We start from the raw sequence: 13,389 nt of genomic DNA, 5'->3' as shown, positions 1-13,389 counted from the left end.
CGACCAAGAAGATTCCGCCGCCGATTCCGCCGATCTGAACCATCAGAACCGGTGATTGAACGAAGAGATAGAACACAGCCCACAGCGGCGGGAACGCGACGGTCAGGATTCGGATACTCCGTCGGCGGGCAACCGGATCGTTCCAGTCCAAGACACCGAGGATGCCCAAGGTATGCGTCCAGAGCCGGGGCACGCTGGCCACCGAGCCGATCAGGGTGGACCACAGCACCGCGATGGCCCCGACGAGGAAAACGATCTCGGCCCACGGACCCAGGGTGTCGGTGTACATGCGAGACAGGGTGGTGATGACCTCGTTGCCCGCCGGTACGAGTCCTTGCGGGTGCAGAACCGACGCGCCGATCACGTAGAACGCGAGAGTGCAGACAGTGCACACCAGCCAGGAGACCGCGACATCCATGCGCATCACCCGGAGCCATCCGTCTGCACGTCGAGCACGGGCGGGGGTGCCGTCGGCCGGACCGGTCCACCGTGCGTATCCCTTTTCGATGCACCAATAGGTGTAGGTGGTCATCTCGTCGGCACCGACACCCGTCAAGCCGAACATCGCTACCGAGACGCCGATCAGTGCCGCAGGGATGGTGAAACTCATTCCGCTGGCGAGATCATTGGTGTCCCAGCCGAATTCGGTGAACGGGAGAGCCAGGGCCAGGGCGACAGTGATGAGGGTGAAGCCAGCCACCGATGCGACGGCCAAGCGCTCGATGATCGAATACTTGCTGGTCTGCAGCAGGGCTACGGTGCTGACGACGATGATGACCGTCCAGGCAGTGAGAGACGACCGAGACAGCGGCTCGCCGACGATGGGCAGCAGGATGGAACAGGCTGCGGCCGTTCCACCGATGATGCCGCCGCGCTGGAACATCTTGGTGAAGTCCATGCCGATCCACAGGTAGTTGATCCACCCGCCTCGGCGAGTAGTGGGACCTACGTGTGAATAGAGTTCGAGGGCAGGCTTGCCGGCCAAGATGCTGATCCGGGCCAACTCCATCTGGACCCACACCTTCACCGTCGTAGCGATGATGATGAGCCAGAGCAATACGAAACCGGCTCTGGCACCCAATGTCGTGGTCAGGATGAGTTCTCCAGAGCCCACGACGGCAGCAGAGAGGATCATGCCCGGGCCGAGTCGACGGACACGGCCGCCGAATGTGGTGGGTGGATCGAGTACGTCGGCAGGATCGAGCGCGTAGGGGTCGAGATCTCCGACTCCCTTGCGGGTGTGGGCGGTTTGCGTCATGTTGAGGGCTTTCTCGAGGGGGAAAGTACGGAGTAGTTCAGTGGGCCGAGTGCACCGGAGTGTTGCCGGCCAGTACGCGCGCAATATCGAGTGCGACAGTCGTTCCCATGGTTCGATTCGCCTCTCGGGAACACGCACCGATATGTGAAGTCAGAACGACGCCGGGTGCAGTCCGAAGTGGTGAATCTCCGAGCGGTTCGATGGCGAACGCGTCGAGTCCGGCCCCGGCGAGATGGCCATCCACCAGCAGATCGGCGAGTGCTTGTTCGTCGACCAGACCTCCGCGTGCGGCGTTGATCACCACGGCGCCGGAACGCATGGCTTGCAGTCTCGCTCGATCGAGGATCGGGCCGACACCGGCGATGGCAGGAATGTGCAGCGTCACTACATCGGAGGACGATATGCAGGTGTCCATATCGACTGCAGTGACACCGGCTTCGGTGAAGGTGGCGGGGTTGATCATGGGATCGTGAGTGATGACCTGCATGCCGAATGCTGCACCGTACGCGGCCACCATTCGGCCGATCCTGCCGTAGCCGATCACTCCCAATGTGCGCCCGGCCAATTCGGAGCCGAACACCTTGGTCCACCGGCCCGCGCGGATCTCGCGGTCGCTGGCGGTGATTCCTCGGGTCACGTCGAGAATCAGGCCGAAGGTCAGTTCCGCTACCGCCCTTGAATTGGAGCCCGGCGCGTAGACAACTGCTATTCCCCTCTCCTTGGCTGCGTCCACATCGATGTTGTCGTAGCCGACGCCGTGCTTCGCCACCACCCGCAGAGCCGGTGCCGAATCCATCAGCTCCGCGTCCACGCGGTCCAGACCGACGATCATCCCTGCTGCGTTCTGCACGTGCGCTTCGATGTCTTCGCGCGACGGAGGGCCGGCATGGCCACCTGGTTGCGTCACGGTGTGGCCTGCTGCCTCGAGCACAGTGCGAGGTTCGGACGAGTAGCGACCGAAGGTTGGGGTCGTGACGAGCACCGTGCCGGGGGTGTGTGACGGAGCATCAGCGTTTCCGATGTTGTGGGCCATGTCACGACCCAATCAGAACCGCGCGAAATGCGCAAGTGATGCGCGTCAGTTGCGCGAAACACGCACAACTGGCACTGTGGTTGCAGAACCTCCTCGCCGTGCGGAGGGGCTGTGTTCTGTATGTAGGCATCGCAACAGGAGGGGGTGGCCATGCGGCCCAGCACATCCGGCATGCTCGTCATCGCCGACGACCTGTCCGGTGCCGCCGAGGTGGCAGGCGTCTTTATCGGCTTCGCGGCGGACATCTCTCTCGGTCTCGGCCCTGTTTCGCCCGAACCGGGCGCTTCGAAGCCGAGCGCGACGGTGACAGTGCTCGATCTGGACACCAGGGCCGCCGATGCGAGCGGTGCTGCATCGATCGTGCGAGCCGCAACGAGTGGAGTTCCCGAGGGCACTCGAGTTCTCGCCAAGATCGACTCGCTTCTTCGAGGCAACGTGGCCGCAACCGTCGGTGCACTCGCCGAGGTAGGGCCGGTCGTCGTCGCAGCAGGGTTGCCGTTGTTGCGCAGAGTAATTCGTGACGGTGTGCTGTACGTCGACGGAGTTCCTCTGGCCGACACCGACCTGTGGTCGGCGGAGGCGAGCGCCCCGCCCGTCTCGCTGGCCGAGCTTGTCGGAGCAACGGTGGTAGAGATCGCCGATCTTGCGGACACCAAGGGAATCGTGCTGTGCGACATCGCCAGTGACGACGATCTCGACCGTGTAGTGGCAGCAACGGCGGCTCGGCCGGAGATAGCGTTGGTCGGCACATCGGCGCTCGCCGCTGCAGTCGCACGAACCATGCCGAAGCGTCCGCATCGTCGATCGATCGCCGCCACCGTCGATCCCGTTCTCGTCGTCGTCGGCACTGCCTCGTCGGTCGCGGTCGATCAAATCGACTGTGTGGCCGCCGATGGTGTTCGAGTCGTGTCCGTCGATGTACAGGAGCTGCTCGACGGGCGAGCGGACGCCGGCATTCTGAATGCAGCCTTGCACCGCGGCTCGGTAGTGCTCACCATCGGAGGACCGGTCGATCCGACGGCATCTCGCGCACTTGCCGCGGCCTTGGCGACGTTCGTACACGACGGATTGCGTTCACACCCAGCAGATCTCGTCTTGACTGGCGGCGAGACTGCTCGTGCCGTGATGTCGGCTCTCGGAGTGCACGCCCTCGTACCTGTCGATCAGGTGCACTACGGCGCCGTCGTCTCCGTCGCCCCCGACGGCCGCCGAATCGTCACTCGTCCAGGCAGCTTCGGCGACCGAAACAGCTTGTCCACCATTCACTCGTACCTGATCGGCTCTTCGCCGGTCGCCGACGTAAGGAACTTCGCCATGCCGTCCACCCACACCCTTGCGCTACCCGTCGTTGCCGTCACGATGGGCGACGCCGCCGGGATCGGCCCCGAGGTGATCGTGCCCGCGTTGCTCGACGACCGAGTGGCCGGCTGGTGCAACCCCGTAGTGATCGGCGACAGTCGGCGCCTGCGCCAGGCCGCCGGAGTCCTGGGACTCGACCCCGAAATCGTGACGATCGAGAGCGTGTCGGACGCCGAGTTCGCTCCGGGGCGCATCAACGTGATCGATCTGAACTTGATACCCGACGAGCTACCGTGGGGCGAGCTGTCCTCTGTCGCTGGGCACGCCGCGTACGAATACATCCGGGTTGCATCGGAATTGGCTACCGAAGGCCAGGTCCATGCGATCTGCACCGCCCCGCTGAACAAGGAGGCGCTGCACGCCGCCGGGCACATCTTCCCTGGCCACACGGAACTGTTGGCGCACCTGACCGGGACCGAAGAAGTCTCGATGATGCTCTCGACGCCCAAGCTCAAAGTCATTCACGTCACTACGCACATCGGGCTGCTCGACGCCGTCGCCAAGATCGAGCCCGGTCTGGTGGAGCGAACCATTCGGCGCGGATACGAGGCCCTGGTTCGTTCGGGAACGGCGCAGCCCAAGATCGGTGTGTGCGGCATCAATCCGCACGCCGGGGAGAACGGACTGTTCGGTTACGGCGAGGAGGACCTCAAGATCGTTCCCGCCGTCGAGAAGCTCCGCGCCGATGGACTCGACGTCGTCGGTCCGCTGCCCGCCGATACTGCGTTCTTCCTCGCCGGGCGCGGCGACTACGACCTCATCGTCGCGATGTATCACGACCAGGGGCACGGGCCGGTCAAGGTGCTCGGCATCGAGGCGGGTGTCAACATCTCGGTCGGGCTCCCCGTCATCCGTACCTCAGTCGACCACGGGACTGCGTTCGACATTGCCGGCAAGGGAATTGCCGAGGCCGGTAGCATGATCGAAGCTCTGCGACAGGCAGCCGAGCTCGCAACCACCACGGCCGAGGTCGAGTAGCGGAGGTAGAGATGGCGGTTCGAGAATCGCAGGCGAGGCGAACGGAGATCGTCCGCCTTGCCAAGACGGCCGGGCTTGCCGACGTCGAAGCTCTCTCTGCGCAGTTCGGTGTCACCGCATCGACCATCCGGCGCGATTTGGCGCAGCTCACGGCGGAGGGTCTGATCGCGCGTACCTACGGCGGCGCCATCGCGCTTGCCTCACATCCGGAGTCGTCGCTTCGTCAACGCTCGGGTGAGAGCTTCGAGGCCAAGCGGGCCATCGCGAAATGGGCGGCCAACATCGTGCTTCCCGGCGAAACGGTGATGCTCGATGCCGGCACCACAGTCGGTGCGATGGGCGAATTCCTGCGCGATACAGAACGACTGACCGTCATCACCGCCGGCCTCACCGCTCTCGAATCCCTGGCCGACGCAGACGGTGTTCGCGTTCAGTGTCTCGGAGGAACCCTGCGTCACGTCAGTCAGGGATTCGTCGGGCCGCTCGCCGAGTCGAACCTTGCGCGAGTGTCCTTCGACAGAGCCTTCCTCGGGGCAGACGCCGTCACCGCCGATTCCGGTATCTGCGAAGCGGAGCAGGAACAGACTCGCCTCAAAGAACTGATGATGGAACGAGCGGGCAGCGTCTACGTGCTTGCTCACGCTGAAAAACTGGGTGAGCGCCCATTCCATGCCTGGGCACCGTTGCCCGCAGGTGTCACCTTGGTGACCGACGCCGCTGCGACAACGGATCAGCTCCGCCCGTTCGAGGACGTCGGCGTCGAGGTGGTCGTGGTGTGAAAGCTAGTGCGCGTGACCCGAACTACCGCATCGCGCAACGTCTTCGAGTGCACACCCACACCGCCGACGGTCCTGGAACGCTCGAGTGCGGTGTCGATGTGCCACGAGGAGGCGTCGAACAGGGCGGTGATGTCCTTCGCGGTGACGGTGGCCTCGTGCGGCGGCTCGCCCTCGGATGAATGATGGTGTGCGCCATCGTGCAGATGCCCGACGATGAGCAGCGAACCACCCGGCGCGACCCACTGCGCGATGTGTCGATAGAACTCCAACTGCGGAATCGACGGATGCGCGTAGTGGGTCATCACCAGATCCCAACGCTCGGTGGGGTTCCAGGTCGTCAGGTCTGCTTCGATCCAGGTGACGTCGACCCCGGCTGTCTGCGCCTGCTGTGCGGCGGTGTGGAGGGCGGCTGCGGAGATGTCGGCACCGGTGACCTGCCAGCCCTGCTCGGCGAGCCAGATCGCTTCGGCACCGGCACCACATCCTGCGTCGAGCGCGGTACCGGGTTTCGATCCGGCTGTTTCCTCCACGAGATACGGATTGGCGGCGACGGTGTGGGACGTTCTGTCATCCCAATGGTGCTCCCAGTAGTCCTTGTCGAATGCGTGCGTCATCGATCGTCCTCTCCCGGTGGTGTGCCGGTATCAGAATGACAGCCCGTGCGCAGATGCGGCAAGCAATGTTGCCGTGTCAGCAAATCGGCGACGGTGCTGCGCTGTGTTGTGAGGTGCGTCGGTGATCATTCGATTGCGGCCGGCGCGCTTGGCCTGAAACATCAGTGCGTCAGCTCTGTCGAGTGTGTCGCGAAGACCTTCGTTCGGTCGCTGGAGCGTGTATCCGGCCGAGAACGTCACACCCGACGGCGTGGTGGCGGCTGCAAGAGCCTCGAGTGATCGAAGAGCGCCCCGACGATCGCAGTTGCGCAGAGTGATCACGAATTCCTCTCCGCCCCAACGTGCTATGAGTCCATCGACGCCGATGCACTCACGGGCTGTCGACGCGAAGTCGCGTAGCAACGCGTCGCCGGCTGCGTGGCCGAAGTGGTCGTTGAACTGTTTGAAATGGTCCAGATCGAGAACCGCGACGACTGTGTCGACCGAATGCTCGTCGACGACGGACACCGCGTAGTCCGACCAGCCGCGACGGTTGAGTGCCCCGGTCAGTTGATCGGTTCGGGACGCAAGCAGGATGCCGTCCTCGACCTCTTTTCGTTCGGTGATATCGAGAGCGGCAGCGAGCGTCCACTCGGCATCGGACGGACCGGTGAAAGGAACCAGAGTCAGGAGAACCCAGCGAATCTCGTCGTTGGGTCGGACGAACCTCACCTCGACTTTCACGGATTCTTCCGCGGCCGTACCGGCGGCCATCAGATCCTCGACGCTGCCGTGGAGCGGGAGGTCGTCCGGGTGAGTGTGCACCGTCGCGGATCGACCTATCAGTTCCGAAGAGGTCAAACCGACAAGTTCGCAGTAGGCGGCATTGACGTCGACGAAAAGCCCATCGGCGTCGGAGAGAGCTTGCGCCACGGGGCTGGAGGCGAACATGCGCCTGTACCAGTGTTCCTCCACGACGCGACGACCCGCTTTCTCCCCTTCCCGCATCGGAAGTCTAGTCGAGGGCGGGTCGAGCTCAGCGGCACGTGCGTCCGCCGACTCTTGCGGGAATTGTCGCCGGTAGGCAGCAAACTGGCACGAATGTACGACTTTCGGGAACCGTGTGCGCTCCCGCGCCGTCCAAGGGTTTGGGGTGGCCGGCCGACGATGGGGTCTTGATGACGACGAAGTGACGAGCATCGAGTGCCAACAGGATTTCGACGACCTGCTCGACGTCTGTATCGACATCGCCGCCGAACGGATCAGCGAGAATTGGGGCCTCCACCCGGTGGCTGTCGTCAACGACTTGTCCGGCGGGCAGAGGGTGCTCGCGCCGCTGCAGCCGGAGGTCGGCGGGGCATCGAACGCCGCGATGCACGAGCAACTCGTCCACGATCTGCGAGCCGTCGCTTGGGATCTGCGGTCGTACGCCATCGTCTCCGACGTGACCGGCGAGGAGGCGTCGGGCACATATCTCGAGGTTCTGCTCGAGCACCGCGAGTACGCAATGCGAATACTCGTCCCGTACCTGATGCCCGACGCCACGACCTTCGATCTGGGTCCGACGAAAGCTTCGGTGGGGCAACGGTTTCTGTGGGGCTGACTTTCCCCGCAAACGCGCGCGCCTTCGTCAGGTGCGCGCGAATTGTGGCCGGATCGGGGGCGAATCCGGACGCGTCTGACAAACGCGCGCGCCTTTGCGAAACCCGGGGGTGCGCGCGCCGATCACCCTCGTCCAGGAGATTGGCACTCTCAACAGTCGAGTGCCAAAATAGAGGCACATACTCACTCGAAAGGAGTCCGCAGTGACCGTCACCTCTCCCCACTTCGATTCACGTGAATTGGACGACGACATGCCACCGAAGTGGTGGAATCGGCGCATTCGTACCCGCGCTCAGGTGACCGAATATGCCGTCATGTTCGGGGCACTGTCGATCGTCTCGTTCTGGGCTGCGGGCCTCGGTATCGCGGCGGGACTCATTGCCGTCGCCTCGGCATTGTGGGCCGATCGCAGCCCCGACCTCTCCGGGCCGCCCGCCGATCGCAGCGACAGGGCGCTCGCCCTCGGGACCGGCATCGTCGGAATTGTCGTCGGCATCGGATTCGTAGTGATGGTGTTGCCGTACTGGTGATGGAGCGACTTCGTCGCATGTGACTGGAACTTCGTAGCCTGCTACGAGCTTCTGCTCACGACCCCGGGCACCCGCCTTCGAGACCGGTCGACCGTATAGCGGTCGGCCGGTTTCGTCGTTTCGAATCGATTTCTTCGGGTATCTGCGACGGAGCGTTGCACCAACCAGATTTATATGTGACGCTGTGTAGCGTAAAGATTTGAGGACGCGGGCGGAAGGATCACCATGACTGCAGTCGACGACGCACGAACGCTCTACCGAGACAGGCTGCACGCTCTGTCGACGGCATCGGTGCATCAGCACTTCGACGCCTTCCTCGACATCCCCTGGGATGAGCCCGAATATGCGATCGTTCCCAACGATCCACGCTGGGTGCTCCCGGACGCGGACCCGCTCGGCCACACCGACTGGTACAAGTCGCTTCCCCTGGACCGGCAGATTCACATCGGGATGTACCGCCAGGCCAGCATGGTCAAGGTCGGCCTGCAGTTCGAGCAGATCCTCATCAGCGGACTCATGCAGTACGCCCTCACACTCCCGAACGATTCACCCGAATTTCGGTACTCGACGCACGAAGCCACCGAAGAGTGCCACCACACCCAAATGTTCCAGGAACTGGTGAACCGCATCGGCATCGACGTGCCGGGTGGGCCCGCGTGGTTCCGCAAAGTCGTACCGATGCTCACGGTGTTCGCCGCTCGATCGGCACCGTTCGGGTTCTTCGTCGGCGTCCTCGCGGGAGAAGAGCCGATCGACCACATGCAGAAGGGCGTCCTGCGCGCCGGTAGCGTCGGACACCCCTTGGTTCAGCGCGTGATGCAGATTCACATCGCCGAGGAAGCCCGTCACATCGGCTTCGCGCATCAGTACCTCGAGCACAAGGCCCCGCGGCTCGGACGCTTCGAGAAGGCATCGATCTCGATACTCATGCCGGTCATCATGCGACTGCTGTGCGACGTGATCATGAAACCGAGCAAGCAGATGCGACGCGACCTCGACATCCCCGACGAGGTTGTCGACGCCGTCTGGTGGGACAGCGACTCCTCACGAAAGGCATTGCGCGACACCTTCGGTGACGTCCGCATGCTCGCGGGCGAGCTCGGACTGATGAACCGCGTGTCCCGACGCGTCTGGCGCGCCCTCGGTATCGACGGACGCCCCTCGCGCTACCGCAGTGAGCCGTCTTTCGGCTGAGTCTCGTCGACGACGCTTTCGAGTGGCACCTGCGGGATCGCGATGCCGCGGGATGCTCCGAGTCCCTTGACCTGCAACCAGATGGTGTCGGCCAAGAATGTCGCGAAATGATCGAGCCCGGTACGTGTTTCGGTCTGCCCACTCCAACTGCGCACCGCGCCCATGCAGCCGGACACCAGGCCCGCCACCCACGGCCGCACCAGCGACCAGTCGTCGGTGGTCAGGTCTGCATGCACGAGGGACAGGAACGCCGCGACGCTCACTTCCAACTGCTCGGCCAGCAGAGCATTGGTCTCCTCGAGCGGTGTCGGTGCCTCGGCACTGACGTCCTGCTCGACGAAACGCGTCCACGCGGGATGCTCCGCCACCCACCGCACGTAGGTACTCACCACTCGATGGACCACATCGCGAGGAGTGCCGGTCAACGCGAACGACGTGACCAACGTGGCCGTCAACTCCGAGCAGATGGCCCGCTGAATGGCCGTATCCAAGTCCGTGCGATCACGAAAATGCCGGTACAAGCCGGTGCGATGTACCCCGGCCTCGGCGGAAATCTGTGCGGTGGTGAGCCGCTCACCAGGAGCGATATCACGCGCCAGCACCGTCATGGCGGCGTCGATGATATGGCGTCGACGATCGGTGTTGTGCTGTTCCCAACGCCGCTTACGGCCATCGGACTTCGGGCGCGGGCCACCGTCACTCATGCTGCATGTTCTCACGTCCACACTGGGCAAGGCTGTCAGTTGCTGCGTTTACGAAGCGCGAACAGAACGCCGGCGGCACCGACCACGGCCACCGCTGCGCCGATCGGCCAGAGTGGGAATCCGTCGTCGGTGTCCTCTGTCTGGGTCGCGGGCGGTAGGGCCTCGTTGGTGAAGTCGAGGTCCGTTGCCGGGGGAGCGGCGGCTTGGGTGAGCTGGAACGGAATGCTGCCGGTGATCGGATGCCCGTCGGCGGAGACGACCCGATAGCCGATGGTGTAGTCCCCTCCCGCGCCGAGTCCGTCCAGATCCACTGTCACCGTGCTGCCGTCGATGATCGGATCCGAAGTCGCCCAATCCATTCCGTCGGATCCGACGACGGTCACGGTGGCGAAGTTCGACTGCACGGACTGATTGAACGTCAGCGTCACCTCGTCCGGCGCGGCGTCGAGCACGGAGTTCTCGGCAGGGTTGCTGGACTGCAGAGTTGCATGGGCAGCTGCCGGAGCGATCGACAGTGTTGTCGCGGTGAGAATGGCGGCTGCGATCACGGCCAGGCGTTTCATGGACTGCTTTCTTGTTGTGGCTACTCGTGTGGAGGTTCGCCGGTGACCTTGTGGTCTGCGAAGTTGAGGCCCTCACGCACGAGACGGGCGAGGTGACCGTCGGCCAGGCGGTAGATGACGTTTCGGCCGTCGCGTCGGGTCTCGACGAGTCCGGTGAATCGGAGCTTGGCCAAATGCTGACTGACGGCGGTGCGGGAGGTTCCGGTGGCCGTGGTCAGTGCGCTGACGTCGGCGGGGCCTCGGTCGAGTAGCCAGAGGATGTGCAGTCGGGTGGGGTCGGAGAGCATCCGGAAGGTGTCGCTGGCCGTGGCCAGGCGCGCGGAGTCCGGTTCGACGGCATGGTCGAGACTGATGCGCGGTTCCTTCTTCGGTGGCATCGAACGTCGTCTCCCTACGCGGAGGCGCACACCGACATTCGGGTGCGACTCCACAGGCGTGCTGCGGTCAGTGCCGCAAGTGTAGCCAAGCCCGTGAGCACCATCGCTGCAGTGAACAGTCCGAACTGGGCACCGACCCATCCCGCAACCGGATAGGTGAGCAGAAACGCGGCATGCGAGAGCGAGAATTGCGCGGTGAAGATCGACGTTCGGGTGCTCTCGTCGGATTCACGACGCAGAATTCTCGCCGACGGCGTGTTGATCATCGACGTCCCGACGCCCAGCAGCGCCCACGTCGTGGCCAGAGTTATCCAGGCTGCCGACCCGCCGTTCAGGGTTGCAACTGCTGTTGCTGCTGCGGTTCCCACGACGGCCGTTGCGGCTCCGGTGAGCATGAGGGTGTGGTCGTTCGTGGATCTGAGGGCCCGCGGGACGAGCAGTGCAGCGAGCATCGAACCGCCGCCGTAGAAGCCGAGTGCGATGGCCAGCTGGCTGCTCGATCCGCCGAACAGATCACGAACGTAGACCACGGAATTGACGACCACCAGAGCCGTCGCTGCGGCGACCAACGTGTTCAACGCGAGCAGCCCCTGCAATTCGGGATTTCTGACGAACGTCGTGATGCCGGTTGTCGGCCTGTTGTGTTTGGGCGCAGTGCGTTTCGGCAGCACTGTGCCCACCACCATCATCGCGGAGACGACGAACCCCAGCGCCGTGCCGACGAACAGCGTGTGAAAGCCGATGACCGTCAACAGTGCTGCGGCGATGAGTGGACTGACCAGTGACTCGAGGTCGTAGGCGAGGCGCGAGAGCGTCAACGCGCGGGTGTACTGCTGCGCATCGGGCACCACGGACGGAATGACTGCCTGAAAGGTGGGCGTGAACGTGGCCGACGCCGCCTGCAGAACGAAGATCAGCACGTAGACCTGCCACACCTGATCGACGAAGGGCAGCGCCAGCGCGGTGAGCGCCCTGACGGCGTCGGCGCTGACGAGCACGAGCTTGCTCGGGAGCGTGTTGGTCAGCGACGAAACAATCGGAGCGACAAACACATACGCGATCATCTTGATCGCGAGAGCGGTGCCGAGGACCGCACCGGCGGCACTGCCGGCGATGTCGTAGGCGAGCAGCCCCAGGGCCACCGTCAACAGTCCGGTGCCCAGCAACGCAACGACTTGCGCGGTGAAGAGGCGTCGAAAGGCGATGTTTCGGCGAAGCATGGCTTCAAGGTACACATGCGTGCGCACTTGCGCACTCATATGGTTTTGCTGATTCCGAGTTCCCGCAGGCACGGCAAGGAATCTTTGGGTAGCGTTGCGCGGTCGGCGTCACAAACGAGGTGGTCCATGACCGGTATGCGGAACGCATCGAGCGAGGTCATGCGTCGCGCCGTCGATCAGTTGCCCTCGATGATCGGATACTGGGACAGCTCGCTGCGGAATGTGTACGCCAACCAGGTGTATGCGGATTACTTCGGTATCGAACCTCGGGATTTGGTCGGTAAGCACCTCAGCGAACTGCTCGGCGAGGCTCTCTTTCAGTTGAACGAGCCGTACATCACCGGCGTCCTCGCGGGCGAGCAGCAGCAATTCGACCGGACCCTCATCGACGTCAACGGTGCCGTGCGCGTCACTCAGGCAACCTATGTGCCCGATATCGTCGACGGTGCCGTCGTCGGGTTCACCGCGTTGGTCGTCGATGTCAGTGCGCGCGCCGAGGTCGAACGCGAGCGCGATCGCGCGATCCGGCTGTTCCAGAACGTGATGGAGAACGCCCCGATCGGCAAAGCGGTGATGACCCGTGACGGACGATGGCTCCAGGTGAACAAGGCCTTGTGCGAACTACTCGGCTACACCGCAGAAGAATTGCGGCAGAAAACGTTTCGAGACATCACCCATCCTGACGACATTCCCCTCGCCGACGAACACCTCAAGGGACTGGCCGAAGGGACGCTGACGAACGTGGCGTCGGAGAAGCGATACATCCGCAAGGACGGTGCCACCATCTGGGTACAGCGAAACGCGACCGTGGTGCGTGACGACGAATCCGGCGACGTCATCATCGCGCAGATCCAGGACATCACCGCCCGCAAAGCCGCCGAGGCGTCGCTCGAACGCCAGGTGCTGATCGACGACCTGACGGCGTTGGGTAATCGACGACGACTGATGGCCGAGCTGGATGCGCTGAAGGAGTCGGTCGGCGAACGCCCGGTCGGAATGCTCTTCGTGGACATCGATTCCTTCAAATCCATCAACGATAGGTTCGGCCACGCGGTGGGGGACCGGGTACTCCAGGCAATCGGCCGTCGCATCCTGGACAACACCCGCACTCGAGACATCGCCTGCCGCATCGGCGGTGACGAATTCGTAGCCCTGCTGCACTCCGCCAGATCTGCCGAGGGAGTCGAACGCCTTGCCAA

Annotated in this window: 14 protein-coding genes; 6 read left to right on the top strand and 8 right to left on the bottom strand. The window is 63.7% G+C overall.

Annotated features, from left to right (window positions below; all coding sequences use genetic code 11):
- Together A2J02_RS25270 and A2J02_RS25265 are read right to left on the bottom strand one after the other, a co-directional pair.
- Positions 1–1,258 (bottom strand): Nramp family divalent metal transporter (locus A2J02_RS25270; RefSeq protein ID WP_068055275.1); only part of this gene is annotated, 1,258 nt, incomplete at its 3' end.
- Positions 1,259–1,295: 37 nt separating this feature from the next.
- Complete coding sequence (locus A2J02_RS25265; RefSeq protein WP_197478136.1) at positions 1,296–2,189, bottom strand: phosphoglycerate dehydrogenase; 894 nt, start codon at positions 2,187–2,189, stop codon at positions 1,296–1,298.
- A gap of 252 nt (positions 2,190–2,441) precedes the next feature.
- On the opposite strand from A2J02_RS25265, the gene pdxA reads away from it, so the two are divergent.
- Positions 2,442–4,628, top strand: a complete 2,187-nt coding sequence (pdxA, locus tag A2J02_RS25260) for a 4-hydroxythreonine-4-phosphate dehydrogenase PdxA (protein WP_068055269.1) — start codon at positions 2,442–2,444, stop codon at positions 4,626–4,628.
- Positions 4,629–4,639: 11 nt separating this feature from the next.
- Positions 4,640–5,407: a DeoR/GlpR family DNA-binding transcription regulator gene (locus tag A2J02_RS25255; RefSeq protein ID WP_068055266.1), complete on the top strand. Its 768-nt coding sequence runs from the start codon at positions 4,640–4,642 to the stop codon at positions 5,405–5,407.
- Here A2J02_RS25255 and A2J02_RS25250 read toward each other — a convergent pair.
- Complete coding sequence (locus A2J02_RS25250; RefSeq protein WP_068055262.1) at positions 5,359–6,021, bottom strand: class I SAM-dependent methyltransferase; 663 nt, start codon at positions 6,019–6,021, stop codon at positions 5,359–5,361. The two genes, A2J02_RS25255 and A2J02_RS25250, sit on opposite strands and share 49 nt — an antisense overlap.
- A gap of 30 nt (positions 6,022–6,051) precedes the next feature.
- Positions 6,052–7,008 (bottom strand): GGDEF domain-containing protein, encoded by a 957-nt coding sequence (locus A2J02_RS25245; RefSeq protein WP_269454872.1) that lies wholly within the window; start codon positions 7,006–7,008, stop codon positions 6,052–6,054.
- Positions 7,009–7,189: 181 nt separating this feature from the next.
- Here A2J02_RS25245 and A2J02_RS25240 point away from each other — a divergent pair, with 181 nt between their 5' ends.
- The 3 genes from A2J02_RS25240 (at position 7,190) to A2J02_RS25230 (ending at position 9,326) form a co-directional block, all read left to right on the top strand.
- Complete coding sequence (locus A2J02_RS25240) at positions 7,190–7,603, top strand: hypothetical protein (RefSeq protein WP_082898734.1); 414 nt, start codon at positions 7,190–7,192, stop codon at positions 7,601–7,603.
- A gap of 202 nt (positions 7,604–7,805) precedes the next feature.
- On the top strand, positions 7,806–8,132 hold the full coding sequence (locus tag A2J02_RS25235; RefSeq protein ID WP_068055253.1) for a hypothetical protein: 327 nt from the start codon (positions 7,806–7,808) through the stop codon (positions 8,130–8,132).
- A 225-nt stretch (positions 8,133–8,357) separates the two neighbouring features.
- Positions 8,358–9,326 carry an AurF N-oxygenase family protein gene (locus tag A2J02_RS25230; RefSeq protein WP_068055249.1) on the top strand — a complete coding sequence of 323 codons (969 nt, stop codon included), beginning with the start codon at positions 8,358–8,360 and terminating at the stop codon, positions 9,324–9,326.
- Here the strand turns inward: A2J02_RS25230 and A2J02_RS25225 are convergent.
- Genes A2J02_RS25225 through A2J02_RS25210 form a run of 4 tightly spaced genes read right to left on the bottom strand, consistent with a single transcriptional unit; the run spans position 9,299 to position 12,190 of the window.
- Entirely contained in the window at positions 9,299–10,030 is a 732-nt protein-coding gene (locus A2J02_RS25225; protein ID WP_156516384.1) for a TetR/AcrR family transcriptional regulator, read from the bottom strand. The two genes, A2J02_RS25230 and A2J02_RS25225, sit on opposite strands and share 28 nt — an antisense overlap.
- Before the next feature lie 35 nt (positions 10,031–10,065).
- Entirely contained in the window at positions 10,066–10,593 is a 528-nt protein-coding gene (locus A2J02_RS25220; protein ID WP_068055243.1) for a copper resistance CopC family protein, read from the bottom strand.
- Between the two features lie 20 nt (positions 10,594–10,613).
- Positions 10,614–10,970: an ArsR/SmtB family transcription factor gene (locus tag A2J02_RS25215; protein ID WP_032396178.1), complete on the bottom strand. Its 357-nt coding sequence runs from the start codon at positions 10,968–10,970 to the stop codon at positions 10,614–10,616.
- 14 nt (positions 10,971–10,984) lie between these two features.
- The gene (locus A2J02_RS25210; protein WP_068055278.1) at positions 10,985–12,190 is read right to left on the bottom strand and encodes an MFS transporter; all 1,206 of its coding nucleotides are present in this window, start codon (positions 12,188–12,190) and stop codon (positions 10,985–10,987) included.
- 126 nt (positions 12,191–12,316) lie between these two features.
- On the opposite strand from A2J02_RS25210, the gene A2J02_RS25205 reads away from it, so the two are divergent.
- Positions 12,317–13,389 (top strand): GGDEF domain-containing protein (locus A2J02_RS25205; RefSeq protein ID WP_197478134.1); only part of this gene is annotated, 1,073 nt, incomplete at its 3' end.

The organism is Rhodococcus sp. EPR-147, from assembly GCF_001647185.1.
GTDB lineage: Bacteria > Actinomycetota > Actinomycetes > Mycobacteriales > Mycobacteriaceae > Rhodococcoides.
Note: the sequence above shows the minus strand (reverse complement) of the source record. Positions and strands in the feature narration are given on the sequence as shown.

Excerpts from the sequence above, each read along its gene's own strand:
- A2J02_RS25220 (WP_068055243.1), bottom strand. The coding sequence starts at position 10,593 with ATGAAACGCCTGGCCGTGATCGCAGCCGCCATTCTCACCGCGACAACA.
- A2J02_RS25215 (WP_032396178.1), bottom strand. The coding sequence starts at position 10,970 with ATGCCACCGAAGAAGGAACCGCGCATCAGTCTCGACCATGCCGTCGAA.
- A2J02_RS25230 (WP_068055249.1), top strand. The coding sequence starts at position 8,358 with ATGACTGCAGTCGACGACGCACGAACGCTCTACCGAGACAGGCTGCAC.
- A2J02_RS25250 (WP_068055262.1), bottom strand. The coding sequence starts at position 6,021 with ATGACGCACGCATTCGACAAGGACTACTGGGAGCACCATTGGGATGAC.
- pdxA (WP_068055269.1), top strand. The coding sequence starts at position 2,442 with ATGCGGCCCAGCACATCCGGCATGCTCGTCATCGCCGACGACCTGTCC.
- A2J02_RS25255 (WP_068055266.1), top strand. The coding sequence starts at position 4,640 with ATGGCGGTTCGAGAATCGCAGGCGAGGCGAACGGAGATCGTCCGCCTT.
- A2J02_RS25245 (WP_269454872.1), bottom strand. The coding sequence starts at position 7,008 with ATGCGGGAAGGGGAGAAAGCGGGTCGTCGCGTCGTGGAGGAACACTGG.
- A2J02_RS25210 (WP_068055278.1), bottom strand. The coding sequence starts at position 12,190 with ATGCTTCGCCGAAACATCGCCTTTCGACGCCTCTTCACCGCGCAAGTC.
- A2J02_RS25225 (WP_156516384.1), bottom strand. The coding sequence starts at position 10,030 with ATGAGTGACGGTGGCCCGCGCCCGAAGTCCGATGGCCGTAAGCGGCGT.